This window comes from Pseudomonas sp. RIT-PI-S, assembly GCF_025642975.1.
Taxonomy (GTDB): domain Bacteria; phylum Pseudomonadota; class Gammaproteobacteria; order Pseudomonadales; family Pseudomonadaceae; genus Aquipseudomonas.
The window spans coordinates 73,808-91,872 of the sequence record NZ_JANZKJ010000001.1; the positions used below are offsets into that span (position 1 = coordinate 73,808).

14 protein-coding genes and 3 tRNA genes are annotated in these 18,065 nt (G+C 60.4%); 13 read left to right on the forward strand and 4 right to left on the reverse strand.

The window, feature by feature from the left end:
* Positions 1-9 precede the first annotated feature (9 nt).
* The 4 genes from OGL93_RS00355 to thiO are packed head-to-tail and all read left to right on the forward strand — an operon-like array spanning position 10 to position 5,196.
* On the forward strand, positions 10-483 hold the full coding sequence (locus tag OGL93_RS00355) for a PilX N-terminal domain-containing pilus assembly protein (protein WP_263260280.1): 474 nt from the start codon (positions 10-12) through the stop codon (positions 481-483).
* On the forward strand, positions 470-3,652 hold the full coding sequence (locus tag OGL93_RS00360; protein ID WP_263260282.1) for a PilC/PilY family type IV pilus protein: 3,183 nt from the start codon (positions 470-472) through the stop codon (positions 3,650-3,652). Before OGL93_RS00355 ends, OGL93_RS00360 begins: the two co-directional genes overlap by 14 nt.
* Positions 3,653-3,660: 8 nt before the next feature.
* Positions 3,661-4,080, forward strand: a complete 420-nt coding sequence (locus OGL93_RS00365) for a type IV pilin protein (RefSeq protein ID WP_263260283.1) — start codon at positions 3,661-3,663, stop codon at positions 4,078-4,080.
* 21 nt (positions 4,081-4,101) lie between these two features.
* The gene (thiO, locus tag OGL93_RS00370; protein WP_263260285.1) at positions 4,102-5,196 is read left to right on the forward strand and encodes a glycine oxidase ThiO; all 1,095 of its coding nucleotides are present in this window, start codon (positions 4,102-4,104) and stop codon (positions 5,194-5,196) included.
* 42 nt (positions 5,197-5,238) lie between these two features.
* Here the strand turns inward: thiO and OGL93_RS00375 are convergent, their stop codons facing one another.
* From OGL93_RS00375 to OGL93_RS00390, 4 genes are all read right to left on the reverse strand, one after another.
* Positions 5,239-6,579, reverse strand: a complete 1,341-nt coding sequence (locus tag OGL93_RS00375; protein ID WP_263260286.1) for a sigma-54 dependent transcriptional regulator — start codon at positions 6,577-6,579, stop codon at positions 5,239-5,241.
* 2 nt (positions 6,580-6,581) lie between these two features.
* On the reverse strand, positions 6,582-8,129 hold the full coding sequence (locus OGL93_RS00380; protein WP_263260287.1) for an ATP-binding protein: 1,548 nt from the start codon (positions 8,127-8,129) through the stop codon (positions 6,582-6,584).
* 34 nt (positions 8,130-8,163) lie between these two features.
* On the reverse strand, positions 8,164-8,394 hold the full coding sequence (locus OGL93_RS00385) for a PP0621 family protein (RefSeq protein WP_263260289.1): 231 nt from the start codon (positions 8,392-8,394) through the stop codon (positions 8,164-8,166).
* Positions 8,395-8,518: 124 nt separating this feature from the next.
* A complete protein-coding gene (locus OGL93_RS00390) occupies positions 8,519-9,544 on the reverse strand; it encodes an outer membrane protein assembly factor BamD (protein WP_263260290.1) in 1,026 nt (341 codons plus the stop codon).
* 158 nt (positions 9,545-9,702) lie between these two features.
* Here OGL93_RS00390 and rluD point away from each other — a divergent pair, with 158 nt between their 5' ends.
* The 9 genes from rluD to OGL93_RS00435 all read left to right on the forward strand — a co-directional run bounded on the left by rluD (position 9,703) and on the right by OGL93_RS00435 (position 18,035).
* Positions 9,703-10,665, forward strand: a complete 963-nt coding sequence (gene rluD / locus OGL93_RS00395; RefSeq protein WP_263260291.1) for a 23S rRNA pseudouridine(1911/1915/1917) synthase RluD — start codon at positions 9,703-9,705, stop codon at positions 10,663-10,665.
* On the forward strand, positions 10,662-11,420 hold the full coding sequence (gene pgeF / locus OGL93_RS00400) for a peptidoglycan editing factor PgeF (protein ID WP_263260292.1): 759 nt from the start codon (positions 10,662-10,664) through the stop codon (positions 11,418-11,420). The genes rluD and pgeF overlap by 4 nt, the downstream gene beginning before the upstream one ends.
* 132 nt (positions 11,421-11,552) lie before the next feature.
* A complete protein-coding gene (gene clpB / locus OGL93_RS00405; RefSeq protein WP_263260293.1) occupies positions 11,553-14,117 on the forward strand; it encodes an ATP-dependent chaperone ClpB in 2,565 nt (854 codons plus the stop codon).
* A gap of 275 nt (positions 14,118-14,392) precedes the next feature.
* Positions 14,393-14,468, forward strand: a tRNA-Asn gene (locus OGL93_RS00410).
* A 4-nt stretch (positions 14,469-14,472) separates the two neighbouring features.
* Positions 14,473-14,549: transfer RNA gene (locus OGL93_RS00415), tRNA-Pro, on the forward strand.
* A gap of 6 nt (positions 14,550-14,555) precedes the next feature.
* Positions 14,556-14,631: transfer RNA gene (locus OGL93_RS00420), tRNA-Lys, on the forward strand.
* A 201-nt stretch (positions 14,632-14,832) separates the two neighbouring features.
* Entirely contained in the window at positions 14,833-15,480 is a 648-nt protein-coding gene (locus tag OGL93_RS00425) for a CatB-related O-acetyltransferase (RefSeq protein WP_263260295.1), read from the forward strand.
* Positions 15,481-15,599: 119 nt separating this feature from the next.
* On the forward strand, positions 15,600-16,154 hold the full coding sequence (locus OGL93_RS00430) for a serine acetyltransferase (RefSeq protein ID WP_263260296.1): 555 nt from the start codon (positions 15,600-15,602) through the stop codon (positions 16,152-16,154).
* Positions 16,155-16,301: 147 nt separating this feature from the next.
* The gene (locus OGL93_RS00435) at positions 16,302-18,035 is read left to right on the forward strand and encodes an AMP-binding protein (protein WP_263260298.1); all 1,734 of its coding nucleotides are present in this window, start codon (positions 16,302-16,304) and stop codon (positions 18,033-18,035) included.
* Positions 18,036-18,065: the final 30 nt, after the last annotated feature.

An 18,065-nucleotide genomic window follows, 5' to 3' on the forward strand; every position in this document is an offset into this window, starting at 1 on the left:
AGGCGAATGATGAGTCCACGTTTTACCTCGCCACCTGCCGAGCGCGGCATGGCCTTGATCGTCGCACTGGTGTTCTTGCTACTGCTTACATTGCTGGGGCTTAACTCCATGCAAAACGCCACCCTGCAGGAGAAGATGAGCAACAGCGTGCAGTTCCGTAACCAGTCGTTCCAGCTGGCCGAAGCGGCGCTGCGGGTCGGGGAGGGGGCGGTATCGGCGTCGACCTACGCTTTGGCGCTATGCGCCAACGCGGCCGCTTGCGCACCTCCAACGGACTCTTCCACCGTGCCGGCCGCAGGCAACGGCCTTTATGTAACCTGGGTGACAGCGGGGGATGGAGCGCTGTATGGAGTTCAACGCCTAGGCACCACGACTGGTGGAGTGTGGATTAGCGGCCAGTCCGCCACCCTTTATCGGATCACCGGCGTCGGCATTGTCGGCAGCGCTCGTACCGTGCTGGAGAGCATTTATGCGAAATACTGATTGGCGCGCTTGGTTACAACGCGGCCGTTCCATGCTCGTTGGCGCGTTGCTAGGACTCTACCTATGTTCACCGGCGTATGCAGCCTTCACACCCTCCAGCGCGCCATTGCTCAGCTCGGCGGCGGTCACGCCAAACGTCATGTTGCTGGTGGATAACTCGGGCAGCATGAACAACCTGATCCGCTCCACGGCCTTCGACCAGACGGTAACCCGGGCCCCGCTTTATATCTGCGCTCGGGACGATAACTGCAACACCATTTCCCTTCAGGACATGGATAACGAAAACCTGCTGTTGTCCAGCCTATACAAAGGTGGGTGCAGCACGGGGTATTACGGCTTCTATCGCTACACCAGCAGTAACTCAGGCTCGAGGGTCTGCCTTAAATTGCCAGACCCTGTGGGAAGCGAAGGTACCCGTTATTCCACGCGTTACCTGTCTTACCTGATTTCCCTGTTATCCACGCTGATCACAACCAAAGACTATACCGACGGCAGCATTCCCACGGATTACCGGGTAAACGTCGCACGCACAGTGTCCTCGGCGCTTGTGACCGCCAACCGCAGCCTGCGCATGGGCCTGGCGACCTTCAATGCGCCGAGCGGCTCGGATCGCGGCCCGGGCGGGTATATCTCGCGGGCCATTGCCGACCTCCAAGCCACTACTAACACCACCTCAGCCCAGGCCACCACCAACTACAACAATCTGCTGACCTCCATCGGAGCATTAAAGGCCGAAGCCAACACGCCGCTGGCCGAGACCTATTACGAAATCACGCGTTATTTCCGGGGCCTGGCGCCGTATTACAACAGCTCGCCGTCGACGTATACGAGCCCAATTCAATATCGCTGCCAGCGCAACTTCGGTGTAGTGATCACTGATGGCCTGCCGACCTACGATCGTACTTTCCCCAGCAACGACCCCGCGATCACCAGCAGCAATACGCTGCCGAATTGGGACAATAAAAATAACGATGGGGACGACCTTAACGGTGATGGTGAGGGCGACACGCTTTATCTGGACGATATAGCCAAGTTCGCCTACGACATCGATATGCGCACCACCGGGACGGACGCGGCGGGCAAAAGCTGGAACGATTCGAACTTCCAGCAAAATCTGTATACCTACACAGTCGGTTTTACCGCTGCCAACCAGATGCTCTCAGACACTGCGACCTATGGGCATGGCCGGTACTACCAAGCCACGGACAGCGCCACCTTGACCACGGCGCTGACTCAGGCGCTGAACGAAATCAGCTCCCAGGCAGGTTCTGGGGGCGGTGGTACTACTGCGTCTTCCACAACCTATAACGCCAACTATTACTACAACAGCCAGTACGACCCAGCAGATTGGAGCGGAACAGTCCAGGCGTTTGCCTTCGCCAGCGATGGAACCCTGGCCACTACGCCTACTTGGACCACCGATACCAAGATGAAGGTGGGCTCGGCTGACGGCACCTTCCAGTCTTGGGATACCAGTGGCAACAAAGTCATAACCCTGGCTTACCAGAATTTCTCTACCGCACAGAAAACCGTCCTCACCAATAGCCTGGCGAACTTGAGTACCCGCAACACCACTGGCGTTCTGCTGACAGGTAGCGACCTCATCGAATGGCTCAAAGGCACCAACCCAACGGGCTTGAAAACCCGCACAAAGTTGCTCGGCGACGTAATTGATTCGCCAGTGGTGCTTGCATCCGCCACCACGCAGACGGCATCTGACCTAACCGGCGACACCAGCTACAGCACTTACTTGAACACCAAGGCAAGCAACATGATCAATAGCATCCTGGTCAACGCCAACGATGGGTTGACCAATGTGATCAAGGCCACTGACGGCTCCCGCCGCTATGCCTATCTGCCTTCTACCACCCTGCCCAGTCTGTCCATCGTAGAAGACCCCACTTATATAAACGGGACCACCCACAAGTTTCTCAATGACGGGCCGCTCGCGGTATTCGATTCGCAGATCAACGGCGCATGGAAAACCATTGCCTTCGGCGGAACCGGTGCCGCGGCCAAGGCGTTCTATGCCATTCAGCTGTTCGATGCCACGCCGAGTAATACCGTCCAAGCCCTATGGGAAATCCGCGCGCCGGACACAGCTAGCACCAGCAATAGCTTCAACGACCTGGGCTATGCCTACGCCAAGCCTGAAGTGGCGCGTTTGCCGGACGGCACTTGGGCAGCCTTCATCGGCAACGGCTACGGTAGCAACAGTGGCGTCGCTGCGTTGTATGTGGTGAACATAGCGGACGGTTCGTTGATCAAGAAAATCGTGATAGACAGCACCGAGACCGACAACGGCTTATCCGCCGTCAAACTCGTGGTCAACGCTTCCAACGTGGTGCAAGCAGCCTATGGGGGCGATCTTAAGGGCCGTCTGTGGAAATTTGACCTGAGCGGCACCTCTACTTCTAACTGGGGCCTGGCGTTTTCCGGCAGGCCGCTGTTCACCACTCCCGGTGGTGCGGCCCAGCCGATCACCGCGCAGCCCTTGGTGACCGCCAATGCCACCAGCGGCTACATGGTGTATTTCGGCACAGGGAAATTCCTGGAAACCACCGACAAGACGTCCACGACGACACAGGCATTCTATGCCGTATGGGACGCCGCCGGCGGGGCAGGTAACTTCTCTCAAAGCAACTTGCAGGCGCAGTCCATTACCGGTGCTTTCACCGCTTCGGGTAACAGCTACCTGACCGTGTCGCAGAACGCTGTGGACTACACCTCCAAAAAAGGTTGGTATTTACCGCTTACCTACAACAACACCCTGGTGGGCGAGCGGGTGATCTATCAGGCCGCCTATACCCGCGGCAGGATCGTTTTCACTACTGCCGGTGTCGATACTTCAGACCCCTGCTCAAGCCAGGGCTTCGGGCGCTTGATCGAGCTGGATGCGACCACCGGCAACATGTTGACCTACCCGGTGATCGACACCAACGGCGACGGCGTGGTGAACAGCAGTGATTTGCTATCGGCTGGCATGACTTACAACAGCATCCCCACGTTGAATGGCATCGTCAGCGACGATTCCAGCACCACTAGCACCACGACCTCCGGCACGGACACCAAGGTTGTTCAGAAGTCGGATAAAACCACTATTTCTGTCAAAGAGGCCGGCGGGCGTGGCACCGGATCCAGGCGGATCATGTGGCGACAAGTACAGTAGAGGACGCTATGAACAAGTCATCCAAGGGTTTCAGCCTGATGGAGCTCATGATCGCGGTCGCCATAGTCGGGATACTGTCCGCGATCGCGTACCCCAGCTACATGAACTATGTGCGCAAAAGTCATCGGGCGGAGATTGCGCAGTTGCTGGTGGAGGCAGCGCAGAATATGGAGCGCTATTATTCGCGGTCAGGAGGCGTGTATACCGCGAAGAGCGGCGTAACCGAGCCGAATATTCCGACTGGGAACGCCTGGTACAACTTGGTGCTTGCCCGCCAAGACCAGACCTTCACTATCACCGCTACCCCAGTGAACAACACCCTAATGGCCAACGATGTATGCGGCAGCTTCATCATCAATAACACCGGCCAGCGCACAAATTCCACTCTCCCCGCCGGGACCACCACCGCGTTCTGCTGGGGCCGCTAAGCCGTATCATCCGGAAACCTCATGAGCAAACCAGAACACGCCATCGTGGTCGGCGCCGGCGTCATCGGCCTGTTGACCACGCTTAACCTTGCCTCGGCCGGAATAAAGGTCACCCTGATCGACCGCCAGCAAGCCGGCAAGGAAGCGTCCTGGGCGGGCGGTGGTATCGTCTCGCCGCTGTACCCGTGGCGCTACAGCCCTGCGGTCACTGCTTTGGCGCACTGGTCCCAGGATTTCTATCCCCAACTGGGCGACCATCTATTCGGCCGCACAGGGATTGACCCGCAGGTTCACGTGACCGGCCTTTATTGGCTGGACCTAGATGACGAGGCACGAGCGCTGACCTGGGCGAATGAGCAGTCCCGGCCACTGAGCAAGGTCGCGATCAATGAGGTTTACCGAAAGGTTCCGGTGCTTGGGCCGGGCTTTGCCGAGGCGGTGTACATGGCCAACGTGGCCAATGTGCGCAACCCTCGCCTGGTGAAGGCCCTGCGCGCCGCGTTGGAAGCAACACCCGGTGTGCAGTTGCTCGAACACTGTGCGGTACAGGGGTTTGTGCAGCACCAGGCCCGAGTGTGCGGTGTGCGCACCGAGGCCGGGGAAATCCTCGGTGATGAGGTGGTGCTGACAGCCGGAGCCTGGAGCGGCGAGCTTCTGGCCACGCTCGGGCTAGCGTTGCCGGTTGAGCCGGTAAAAGGGCAGATGATTCTGTTCAAATGCAGCGAGGACTTCCTCCCCGCCATGGTGCTGGCCCGCACCCGCTACGCCATTCCTCGCCGCGACGGGCATATCTTGGTGGGCAGTACGCTGGAGCATGCGGGCTTCGATAAAACGCCTACCGAAGATGCGCTCGCCAGCCTGCGCGCTTCGGCGCAAGACCTCCTGCCAGCGCTCAGAGAAGCGCAGGTCATCGCCCATTGGGCCGGGCTGCGCCCTGGCTCGCCGGAGGGCATTCCCTTTATCGGGCCGGTGCACAGCCATCCGGGGCTGTGGCTCAACTGTGGGCACTACCGTAATGGATTGGTGCTGGCGCCTGCATCGTGCCAGTTGCTGGCTGATCTGATGCTGGGTAGGGCGCCTATCGTCGAGCCGGCGCCTTACGCCCCGCCTTTTTGATTGCGGTTACGCTAGAGGTCCTGTTCGCCAGCTCGCTGGCGCTTACTCCAGCCCCAGCTTCTTCAACCGATAACGCATGGAGCGGAACGACATGTTCAGCCGCTGGGCTGCGGCGGTGCGGTTCCAGCGGGTTTCTTCCAAGGCCTGGAGAATCAGCGTGCGCTCGATGTTTTCCAGGTAATCCTCGAGGTTGTCCACCTGCGCCAGGTCGTGATCGCTAGCCTCGCGGCACGCGGGGGTGTCTGCCAACCGTAGGTCGGCGGCATGAATGGTGTCGTTTTCGCAGAGGGTGTACGCCCGCTCAAGCATGTTTTCCAGTTCCCGCACGTTACCGGGGAAGCGGTAGTGGCGCAGGGTGGCCTGGGCGTCGGCAGAGAGGGTCGCGGGCGGGAGCCCTGCGCTGGCGGCCAAGCGTTTGAGCACGCTTTGGGCGATAGCGTCGATGTCTTCGCGGCGTTCACGCAGCGGCGGCACGTGCAACTCGATGACGTTCAGCCGGTAGTAAAGGTCCTGGCGGAAGCGCCCGGCCTGGACCTCCAGGGCCAGGTCCTTGTGGGTCGCGCACAGTATGCGCACATCCACCACCACTTCACTTTGCCCGCCTACGCTACGAATCGCCTTTTCCTGGATCGCACGCAGCAGCTTGACCTGCATGCCCAGCGGCAGGTCCGCTACTTCGTCGAGGAACAGCGTGCCGCCTTCTGCCGCCTGGAACAGCCCCGGCTTGTCTTCCATCGCGCCGCTGAAGCTGCCCTTGCGGTGCCCGAAGAATTCGCTCTCCATCAATTCGGTGGGGATGGCGCCGCAGTTCACCGGAACGAATGGCCGCTCGCTGCGGGGGCCTTGATCGTGAATCTGGCGGGCTACCAACTCTTTGCCCGTGCCTGATTCGCCGCTGATATACACCGGCGCCTGGCTGCGGGCCAGGCGGCTGATCTGCTTGCGCAGGGCCTGCATCGGCGGCGAATCACCGATCAGGCGATCGTCGCTGCTTATCGGCTCGTTGGTGCGGGTACCCAGGCGCAGGGCGGTGGCTACCAGCTCGCGCAGGCGCGGCAAATCCACGGGTTTGGTCAGGAAGTCAAAGGCTCCAGCCTTGAGCGCATTGATGGCCGTTTCCACGTTACCGTAGGCAGTGATCATCGCCACAGGGACATTAGGATGGCGCTGCTGGATGTGCTGAACCAGATCCAGGCCGGTACCGTCCGGTAGGCGCATGTCTGTGAGGCATAGTTCGAACGGCTCACGGGCCAACCAGTCTCGCGCTTCCTTGAGGTTGCGAGCGCCGCGCGTGTCCAACTTCATCCGGCCGAGGGTGATTTCGAGCAGCTCCCGGATGTCCGGTTCGTCGTCGACGATAAGGATTTTCTGCCGTGGGGTCATGGTCAGGCCTGCCTTTGGGCGTGGGCGAAGGTAATGCGCATGCAGCTTCCACCTCGCGTGCCTGGCCGATAGTCCAGGTGAGCGCGGTTGCCTTCGCACAGCTCCCGTGAAATATACAGACCCAGCCCCGTACCTTTGGTTTCGGTGGTGAAAAAGGGCTCGAAGATATGCTGGAGCTTTTCCGGAGCGATACCGGGGCCGTCATCGATCACATCCAACACTGGCAGGCCAGTGGCGGGCTCCAGCGCCAGCTTCAGCCACACCTGGGCTTGGGTGTGGTTCAGGCCGCTGTAGCGCAGGCCGTTTTGCACAAGGTTGGTCACCACCTGGGTTAGATGGTGAGGGTCCATGCGGGTCTCGATCGGCCCGTCCGCAACTTTTGCATGCAGGCGGTGATGGCTGGGCGCGGTGGCCTTGAACTCCTCCACGAATGCCAGCAACCAGGTTTTCAGGTCGAGCATCTGCGGCTGCGCGGGGCGTCGCCGGGACAGCTGCAGCACGTTCTCGATGACCAGGTTCATGCGCTTGGACTGGTCCAGGATGATCTGCACCAGGCGTCGATCCGGGTCGTTCAGCGCCTCGGATTCCTGCAATAGCTGGCCGGCATGGCTGATCGCGCCCAACGGGTTGCGCACTTCATGGGCAATGCCCGCGGTCAGCCGGCCCAAGGCGGCCAGCTTGAGTTGCTGCGCCTGTTGGGCGATCTGCGAAAGGTCCTCGAGAAACACCAGGGTTTGCTGGCCAGCGGTGCGGCTCAGGCCGATGAAGCTCACTTGCACCGGCGGGCCATCAGCCCTGAGCTTGATGCTGTTGACCCGCAGCGCTGGGTTCACCTGCCACTGCAGCAGGCGCTCGACCAGGTCTGGTGCGTGCACGCTGACCGGCTGGCCGCTGAATATCGGCCGGCCGAACAGGGCCAGGGCGCTCTGGTTCACGAGTTGCACCCGGTGCAGTGCATCCAGCACCAATATGCCGGTGCGCATGCGCTGGAGGATGAGGGCATTGAGCTCTTCCAGGTTGGTGACGTCACTGGCGCGTTGCTCTGCCAGGTTTTCGCTGGTACGCAGCAAATGGCTCAACCCTTGGACGATCAACGCCACGGCAAAGCACAGCACGCCCAGCGAACCGGCTTGCACGTAGTCGTTGGCGGCGGCCCCGCGGGTAAAGCTCAGGTAGAAGGTAAGGTAGATGATGCCAATGGATGCCAGCGCGGCGATCAACAAGCCGAGGCGCCCACGTAGCAACAGGTTGCTCATCGCCACTGAGGCGATCATCAGGTTGCCGATGCCGCTGGCGGTGCCGCCGCCGGCATAAAACAGCCCGGCCAGCAAAATGATGTCTGCGGCAGACAGGCTGAACACCTTCGCTGACCGGTTTGCATTACCGAACGTCAGGGCTACCAGCAGGTTGAACAGCAGGTACAACCAGCTGCCGAGGCGAAACAGCTGCCCATCGGCCAACTCCAGCAGGCGATTGTCCATGTCGCTGGAGATCAGCAATACGAGGCTGATGCCGATGACCAAACGATACAGGTGGTACAGCCGCAGCATCCGCCGCGCTTGTGCCCTGCTGCTGGGGGGCGCCTCAGTGGTCACGCGGGGCCGGCCCTTGCTCCAGGTGCGCTCGGCTGCAATACCAGTTAGCACCGCCGGCCAGCGCGCGGTCGCCGGGCAGGTGAACGCCGCAATGTGCGCACCGCACCATGGGCAAGGTGTCGCCGGTGGCGCGCGGCGGTTGTGCCTTGGGAGCCTTGAAGCTGCGCCACAACCATACGGCCAGGGCGATAATGGCGATCCAGAAGAGCAGGCGAATCATGGCGGAAGGGCTTTTCGCAGGAAGGGAGCGCGCAGTGTAGCCAAGGGGAGCGGGGGAGGGCCAGCGTCGCCGGCGGCGCACAGCGATCGAGCCTGGCGAGGGCCCGACCGCCATGCAGGCAGGGTCAGTCGAACAGGCCGAAGGTCAGCCGGCTGAACCAGGAGCGGTGCGGCTTGGGCTCGGCATTCTCTACCGGCGGCTCATCGGCGGTACCGCCTTCGTCAGCGGGGCGCAGTTCGCTAGGAATGTTGTCCTTCGCGTCCTGATACTGCTTGGCCAGCTCCTGATTGGCGCGGCTCTCGCTTGGTGGCGGCGGCGTGTCGTTACCTTCGATCAGGCCCAGCGTCGCCTTGGACAGCCACGAGCGGTTGTCTGCCTCTTCCTTGAGCGGAACGAACTGGCCGTCTTTCAGGCTTGGGTGATCCGGGTAGTTGTATTTCAGGGTTTGCAGGCTGGTATCGGCAAGGTCGTCCAGATGCAGATGCTGATAAGACTCGACCATCACCGCCAGGCCGTCGCCGACCGCTGGTGTTTCCTGGAAGTTTTCCACTACGTAACGGCCCCGGTTGGCGGCTGCCACATAAGCCTGGCGGGTAATGTAGTAGTGCGCCACGTGGATCTCGTACGCGGCCAGCAGGTTGCGCAGGTAGATCATCCGCTGCTTGGCATCGGGCGCGTAGCGGCTGTTCGGATAGCGGCTGGTGAGCTGGGCGAACTCGTTATAGGAGTCGCGCGCGGCGCCTGGGTCACGCTTGGTCATGTCCAGCGGCAAGAAGCGGGCGACGATGCCGCGGTCCTGGTCGAAAGAGGTCAGGCCTTTGAGGTAGTAGGCGTAATCCACGTTCGGGTGCTGGGGGTGCAAGCGGATGAAACGCTCGGCGGCGGATTTCGCGGCTTCCGGCTCGGCGTTCTTGTAGTTGGCGTAAATCAGTTCGAGCTGGGCCTGGTCGGCATAGCGGCCGAACGGGTAACGGGATTCCAGCGCCTTGAGCTTGGCCGTCGCACTGGTATAGCCGTGGTTATCCAGGTCGGTCTGGGCCTGCTGGTACAGCTCGGCTTCGCTCAGGTTTTCGTCGACCACTTCCTTGTTCGACGAACAGGCGGCGGTAAGGCCGACAATGGCGATCAGCAGCAGGTGTTTCACTTGCATGGCGGCTTGCGTCCCTTAACGGCCGCTGTCTTGGGCGCGGCCGTCCTGTTATGATGAGCGCCCCGTGAACCTCCGGGGCGAAAGACGCCGTATTTAACCACAAGCGCGCAGCCGAAACCAAAGGCTGTGCGGCCGCGCTGTTTCCTGTGTAGCCAAGCATGCCCGATATCATCCGCCTGACCGCCGAAGTCACCTCCGACCTGGGAGGCCAGCGCCTCGACCAGATCGCCGCGCAACTCTTCGCGGAGTTCTCCCGTTCGCGCCTCTCCGCCTGGATCAAGGAAGGCCGCCTGACCGTCGATGGGGCCGTGCTGCGGCCGCGTGACGTCGTCCATGGTGGTGCCGTCCTGGCGCTGGACGCCGAGCAGGAAGCCCAGGGCGAATGGATCGCCCAAGCCATCGAGCTGGACATCGTCTACGAAGACGAGCAGATCCTGGTCATCAACAAGCCCGCTGGCCTGGTGGTTCATCCAGCTGCGGGCCACGCTGATGGCACCTTGCTCAATGCTCTGCTGCACCATGTGCCAGACATCGTCAACGTGCCGCGTGCCGGCATCGTCCATCGGCTAGACAAAGACACCACCGGCCTGATGGTGGTGGCTAAAACCCTGCAGGCGCAGACCCAGTTGGTCGCGCAGCTGCAAAAGCGCAGTGTCAGCCGCATCTATGAGTGCGTGGTGGTCGGGGTGGTCACCGCCGGCGGCAAGATCAATGCCCCTATCGGCCGTCACGGCACCCAGCGCCAGCGCATGGGCGTGATGGACAACGGCAAGCCCGCCGTCAGCCACTACCGCGTACTGGATCGCTACCGCTCGCACACCCATGTGCGGGTGAAGCTCGAGACCGGTCGCACCCACCAGATCCGAGTACACATGGCCCACGTAGGCTTCCCCCTGGTAGGGGACCCAGTGTATGGCGGGCGCTTCCGCATTCCGCCGGCCGCTAGCCCAAGCCTGGTAGACGCTCTCAAGACCTTCCCACGGCAAGCCTTGCACGCGCGCTTCCTCGAACTGGATCACCCCACGACGGGCGAGCGCATGGGGTGGGAATCACCATTGCCCGACGACTTCGTCTGGCTGGTATCACTGCTCAAGCAGGACCGCGAGGCTTTCGTCGGATGACGCCGCTGGCCGGCAGCCTGCTCCTGCCGGACTGGCCCGCGCCGGCCAATGTACGTGCGTGCGTCACCAGCCGCTCCGGTGGCGTCAGCCAGCCGCCCTTCGCCAGCCTTAACCTGGGCGACCATGTGGGCGATGAACCCGCGGCGGTCGCTGAAAACCGCCGGCGCCTGACTGAGCTGCACCACATACAGCCGGCCTGGCTGCGCCAGGTGCATGGGGTGACAGTGGTCCAGGCCGACCCCGGCGCTCAGCCGGAAGCCGACGCCAGTTGGTCTGCCAGCCCAGGCGTAGCCTGCACGGTGATGACCGCCGATTGCCTGCCTGCATTGTTCACCGATCGCGCCGGCACTCGGGTGGCTGCCGCTCACGCCGGTTGGCGCGGGCTGGCCAATGGCGTGCTGGAGGCCACGGTCGCCAGCCTGGGCGTACCCGCCGAAGACCTGTTGGTGTGGTTGGGGCCTGCCATCGGCCCGGCTGCTTTCGAGGTTGGCGAGGAAGTACGGGACGCCTTTACAGCGCATCATCCGGGCGCCCGCGAGGCGTTCATCCCAGGCCAGCGGCCCGGCAAGCTCATGGCCGATATCTACGCGCTGGCCCGTCTGCGCCTGGCGGCGGTTGGCGTTCAGGCGGTCTACGGCGGTGGCCTTTGTACGGTTGCTGATGACCGCTGGTTCTCCTACCGCCGAGCCCCGCGTACCGGGCGCTTCGCTTCGCTGGTATGGCTGGCGCCTACGCTGGAAAGCCCCGCCTTCTGACACCGATCAGCACCGCTCCTGCTTGAATCTTGAACAATTGCCCCTATCTAAGCGGTATCTCGGGCAGGTTGTCTTGTCATCTATGCGGAGCTGGGTATCGCTCCGGCCTGCCTTTCTCAGGAAGGTATATCCATGCGTATAGACCGTTTGACCAGCAAGTTGCAGTTGGCGCTGTCCGACTCCCAGTCCCTGGCAGTGGGCCTTGATCACCCGGCTATCGAGCCCGCGCACCTGTTGCAGGCGCTGATTGACCAACAAGGCGGTTCGATCAAGCCGCTGTTGATGCAGGTGGGCTTCGACGTAAGCGGCCTGCGTAAGGAGCTTGCCAAGGAGCTCGACCGCCTGCCGAAAATCCAGAACCCCACGGGTGATGTGAACATGTCGCCGGAGATGGCGCGCCTGTTAAATCAGGCCGACCGCCTTGCCCAGCAGAAGGGCGACCAGTTTATTTCCAGCGAGCTGGTGTTGCTTGCAGCCATGGACGACAGCACCAAGGTCGGCAAGCTGTTGCTGGGCCAGGGTGTGAGCAAGAAGGCCCTGGAAAATGCCATCAACAACCTGCGCGGCGGCGAAGCGGTCAACGATGCCAATGCCGAGGAATCGCGCAAGGCGTTGGAAAAGTACACTGTGGACCTTACCCGGCGCGCCGAGGAGGGCAAGCTGGACCCGGTGATCGGCCGTGACGATGAAATCCGCCGTACCGTGCAGGTGCTACAGCGCCGGACCAAGAACAACCCGGTGCTGATCGGCGAACCTGGTGTGGGTAAAACCGCCATCGCCGAGGGCCTGGCGCAGCGCATCATCAATGGTGAGGTGCCTGATGGGCTCAAGGGCAAGCGGCTGCTGTCCCTGGACATGGGCTCGTTGATCGCCGGGGCGAAGTTCCGTGGCGAATTCGAAGAGCGCCTCAAGGCGGTGCTCAATGAGCTGTCCAAGCAGGAGGGGCAGGTCATTTTGTTTATCGACGAACTGCACACCATGGTCGGTGCCGGCAAGGGCGAGGGGTCGATGGACGCCGGCAACATGCTCAAGCCGGCATTGGCGCGCGGTGAGCTGCATTGCGTAGGCGCCACCACCCTTAATGAATACCGCCAGTACATCGAGAAGGATGCCGCGCTGGAGCGGCGCTTCCAGAAGGTGCTGGTGGACGAGCCTAGCGAAGAGGACACCATTGCCATTCTGCGGGGGCTGAAGGAGCGCTATGAGGTGCACCACAAGGTGGCAATCACCGACGGCGCTATCATTGCCGCCGCCAAGCTCAGCCATCGCTATATCACCGACCGGCAATTGCCGGACAAAGCCATCGACCTGATCGACGAGGCAGCCAGCCGCATCCGCATGGAAATCGACTCCAAGCCCGAGCAGCTGGATCGGCTGGAGCGGCGCCTGATTCAGCTCAAGGTCGAATCCCAAGCCCTGAAAAAGGAAGAAGACGAGGCCGCACGCAAGCGCTTGGAGAAGTTGACCGAGGACATCACCCGGCTGGAGCGTGAATACGCCGACCTTGAAGAAGTATGGTTGTCGGAAAAAGCCGAGGTACAAGGTTCGGCGCAGATTCAACAGAAGATCGAACAGTCTCGCCAGGAGCTGGAAGCTGCTCGCCGGCGCGGTGACCTTAGCCGCATGGCCGAGCTCCAGTACGGGGTTATCCCTGACCTGGAGCGCAGCCTGCAAATGGTCGACCAGCACGGCAAGTCAGAAAACCAGTTGCTGCGCAGCAAGGTCACCGAGGAAGAAATTGCCGAGGTGGTTTCCAAGTGGACCGGCATCCCCGTGGCCAAGATGCTCGAAGGCGAGCGGGAAAAGCTGCTGAAAATGGAAAGCCTGCTTCACCAGCGCGTGATTGGCCAGAACGAAGCGGTGGTGGCCGTGGCCAACGCCGTGCGTCGTTCGCGCGCGGGGCTGTCTGATCCGAACCGGCCCAGCGGCTCGTTCATGTTCCTCGGCCCTACCGGGGTTGGTAAAACCGAGCTGTGCAAAGCCTTGGCGGAATTCCTGTTCGACACCGAAGAAGCCATGGTGCGGATCGATATGTCCGAGTTCATGGAGAAGCACTCCGTGGCGCGGCTGATCGGCGCCCCGCCAGGCTATGTAGGCTACGAAGAAGGCGGTTATCTCACCGAAGCGGTGCGGCGCAAGCCTTACTCGGTGGTGCTGCTGGACGAGGTGGAGAAAGCCCATCCGGACGTATTCAACATTCTGCTGCAGGTATTGGAAGACGGCCGCCTCACCGACAGCCACGGGCGTACCGTGGATTTTCGCAACACCGTGGTGGTGATGACGTCGAACCTCGGCTCGGCGCGCATCCAGGAGTTGGTCGGCGACCGTGAGGCGCAACGGGCAGCAGTGATGGACGCACTCTCTAGCCATTTCCGCCCTGAATTCATCAACCGCGTGGACGAGGTGGTGATTTTCGAGCCGCTAGGGCGCGAGCAGATCGCTGGCATCACGCAGATTCAGTTGGGCCGCTTGCGCAGCCGACTGGCCGAGCGCGATTTGGCCCTGGAGCTCACCGACGAGGCCTTGGACAAGTTGATTGCAGTGGGCTATGACCCAGTCTATGGGGCTCGCCCGTTGAAGCGAGCCATACAGCGCTGGATCGAAAACCCGTTGGCGCAGCTGATTCTCAGCGGCAGCTTCCTCCCTGGCAGTTCGATCCAGGCCAAGGTTTCGGGCGACGAGATCGTGTTCACCTGAGCCGATGTTCACCCGTGAGTGCATACCCCTTGCACCCACGGGTGATGTTATATATCATGCGCCCCGCTTGAGTCGCCCTTACCTACGCCGGTTTAACTGGCAGCGGAAAAAAAGATGCAAATCAGCATCTTAGTTGTAAAACAGGGGTTGACAGGGCGAAACGAAGGTGTAGAATGGCGCGCCTCAGCACAGCGAACGTAGCGATACGAAACGCAGTCAGGGCCGAAGCCGAAAGCCTTCGGAAATGTAAAAGGTTGTAAACCGTTGTATGTAGTTCCGTGATAGCTCAGTCGGTAGAGCAAATGACTGTTAATCATTGGGTCCCAGGTTCGAGTCCTGGTCACGGAGCCAACTTCGGGGTGTAGCGCAGTCCGGTAGCGCGCCTGCTTTGGGAGCAGGATGTCAGGAGTTCGAATCCCCTCACCCCGACCATTTTCCGGGTCGTTAGCTCAGTTGGTAGAGCAGTTGGCTTTTAACCAATTGGTCGTAGGTTCGAATCCTACACGACCCACCATGTAGAAAAAGGCACCCGATAGGGTGCCTTTTTTTTCGCCTCGATTTCCTATGGCCAGCCTTTGCCGGCAATAGCTAGCCCTTCTAGCGCAGCATCTACCCTTTCCCTTTCCCTTTCCCTTCCCTTTCGCCGATATCGCCCGTTCGGAGTTGGGTTTGATACAATGCGGATACATTCGGTGATGCACTGGGAAAGATCCTGATGTTCAGATTCTTGAAAAAATTCATAAAAAGAAAAGCCGAACGAAGGAAGAAGAACGCAATCAAGCATCTACCGAAATTTCACAAGCAAACAGAGCTGCTTCGAATAAAATTTCCTGAGTATACATTTGGTCTTGGCACCTATGGCGACTTAGAGGTGCATGATTGGAATGAAGGCTCTACGCTTAAGATCGGTAATTTCACTTCCTTGGCACGAGGCACGAAAGTACTTCTGGGCGGAATTCACCGCGCCGATTGGGTGTCAACATACCCATTTCCAAAGTACATAGACCAAGCAGCTCATATTGTCGACTATCACGGCACTAATGGCGACGTGGTCATTGGCAGTGACTGCTGGATCGCCACCGATGCTATGATCTTGTCGGGCGTGACTATTGGCCATGGCGCAATTATCGCTGCTCGCTCTGTCGTTACTAAAGATGTGCCCCCCTACGCGATCTTCGGCGGCCACCCGGCGAGGCTTATCCGCTGGCGGTTCGATGAAATAACTATTTCAACCTTGCTTGATTCCGAATGGTGGAACTGGCCGGAGCCCGAAATTCGTAGAGTTGCACACTTGCTTTCCGGCAGTATCGAAGAGTTTTTGAAGTACCTTTCTACTCGTGGCCAGCCTTCTAGCTTGCCTTGACGCCCGGATGAGATGGGCTGCACTGAGGCCGGGCGTTATTAGCTTGAGGCGGCGAGGCCATAGGAAAAATCGCTGTGATGTTAGTCCGATTTGCATGATTGCAACGGTGGAGGAAGTAAATGGATTTCAAAGACTTAATAGGGTACTGGAAGACTGAGATTACCGGTAGGCCCGAAGAACGCTTCAAGCTAGTACGTTGCTGGCGAAGAGTGCGACGAAAGGAAATAGATCATTTCATGTTCTGGTTTCGGCTAGCGCAATATCTACACAGAAAGCCGAGCGGAATAATAAATTATCGGAAAATGGCTAGCAAAATTCATACAGGCTTAGTGAGTCGCCACAATATCGACATACTCCTTGATGCCGAAATCGGTCCGGGTATGAAGATTTATCATCGTGTGGGTATAGTCATTGCTGATCGAGTGCGTATCGGCACTAATCTGCGAATCAGGCAGAATACAACTATAGGGATCGTCGGGAAGAAAGAGGGCCTCATTCTTATAGGGAATGATGTAAATATCGGAGCCAATGCTTGCATCATTGGCGATGATCTCAATATTGGGGACAACGTGACTATTGGCGCTATGGCATTCGTCAATCACGATATAGCGTCCGACTCCATTTGTTATACAAAACATGTTTCGAGCATACGGAGCCTGATGAAGGGAAAGTGACTTTACTTGGCGGGCGTAACACCTGTGCCCGCTCCTCGCTCCCGGCGTTCCTGCACAACCCACCGGCTTTTTTGCCCCCGCTGCATGTCGGGCGGCTGCCTATACTCAGGCCACTCGCGTCTACAACAACAAAAACAGGCCAGGCACATGCACGCTATCACCCTCGAACCCGCAGAGGCATCGGTTGCCTCCGCCGCTGCGTTTATCGCGGCGAGAGATTTCCTTCTTGCTCACCGCATTGATTACGAGACCGCTGCCCGGGATTTTCGCTGGCCGCAGCTGGAGTACTTCAATTGGGCGCTGGACTATTTCGATGAGATGGCGGAGGGCAACGAGGCGCCGGCGTTGCGGATCGTCGACGAGCACGGCATTGATACCTGCCATTCCTTCGCGCAAATGCGCGCGCGCTCTAACCAGGTTGCCAATTACTTACGCAGCTTGGGCGTGACGCGTGGAGCGCGGCTGTTGCTGATGCTTGGCAACGAAGTTGCCTTGTGGGAGCTAATGCTCGCCGCGGCCAAGCTCGGCGCGGTGGTGGTCCCGGCGACGGCGCTGCTGGCCAGCGAGGATCTGCACGATCGGCTGCAGCGGGGGCGGATCAGCCACATCGTGGCGGGAGAGGCCCACGTGGCGAAGTTTGAAGGCCTGGGCAGTGACTGCACCAGGGTCGTGGTTGGCGCTGCCGTATCTGGCTGGCATCCGCTGGCCCCGGCCTACGCATTGAGCGAGGCGTTCACGGCCGACGCGCCAACCCGGGCGACGGACCCTTTGTTGCTGTATTTCACCTCCGGCACAACCTCCAAGCCGAAAATGGTGCTGCACAGTCATCAGAGCTACCCGGTTGGCCATCTTTCGACCATGTATTGGATTGGCCTGCAATCGGGCGACGTGCACCTGAATATTTCCTCTCCGGGTTGGGCCAAGCATGCCTGGAGCTGTTTCTTCGCGCCGTGGAATGCTGGTGCCTGCGTGTTTATCCACAATGTGGAACGCTTCAGCGCAAAAGGGTTGTTGCAAGTGTTGCAGGCCTACCCGGTTACCAGCCTGTGCGCGCCGCCTACGGTATGGCGCATGCTGATTCAGGAGGACTTGTACGCGGCTCGCGCGGGGCTGCGGTTGCGCGAGTTGGTCGGGGCGGGCGAACCGCTGAACCCAGAAATCATCGAGCAAGTACAGGCCGCCTGGGGGCTCTGGCTGCGCGACGGTTTCGGTCAGTCTGAAACCACGGCTATCGTTGGCAACACGCCAGGGCAATCGCTCAGGCCTGGCTCCATGGGGCGGCCGTTGCCCGGTTACCGTTTGAGCCTGCTCGATGCCGACGGGCAGCTCGCGCGGGAAGGCGAGGTAGCGCTGCCGCTGCACCCAGCGCCGCTTGGGCTGATGCTGGGGTATGCCGACAATCCAGAGAAGACCGCCGAAGCAATGCGTGACGGCCATTACCGCACAGGTGATACCGCCATGATCGACGACGACGGCTACATCACTTTCGTTGGCCGCGCTGATGACGTATTCAAGGCCTCGGATTACCGCATCAGCCCGTTCGAACTGGAAAGCGCATTGATCGAGCATCCTGCGGTGATGGAGGTGGCGGTGGTGCCCAGCCCCGATCCGCTGCGCCTGGCCGTGCCCAAGGCTTACCTGATCGTTGCGCCGGGGCATCAGGCAGGCGCCGGGTTGGCTGAAAGCATCTTCAGCTTCGCGCGGGAACAGCTGGCCGCTTACAAGCGAGTGAGACGCATCGAGTTCGTCAGTGAACTGCCCAAGACCATTTCCGGGAAGATCCGCCGGGTGGAACTGCGCCAGCGCGAGCAGCTTGGCCACGCGCGGGGCAGGGGAGTGATGGAGTTTTACGAGGAGGATTTCGTGACTGCACGGTTGTAGCGTCACGCCTGCATGCGCCAGCGCCTTTAG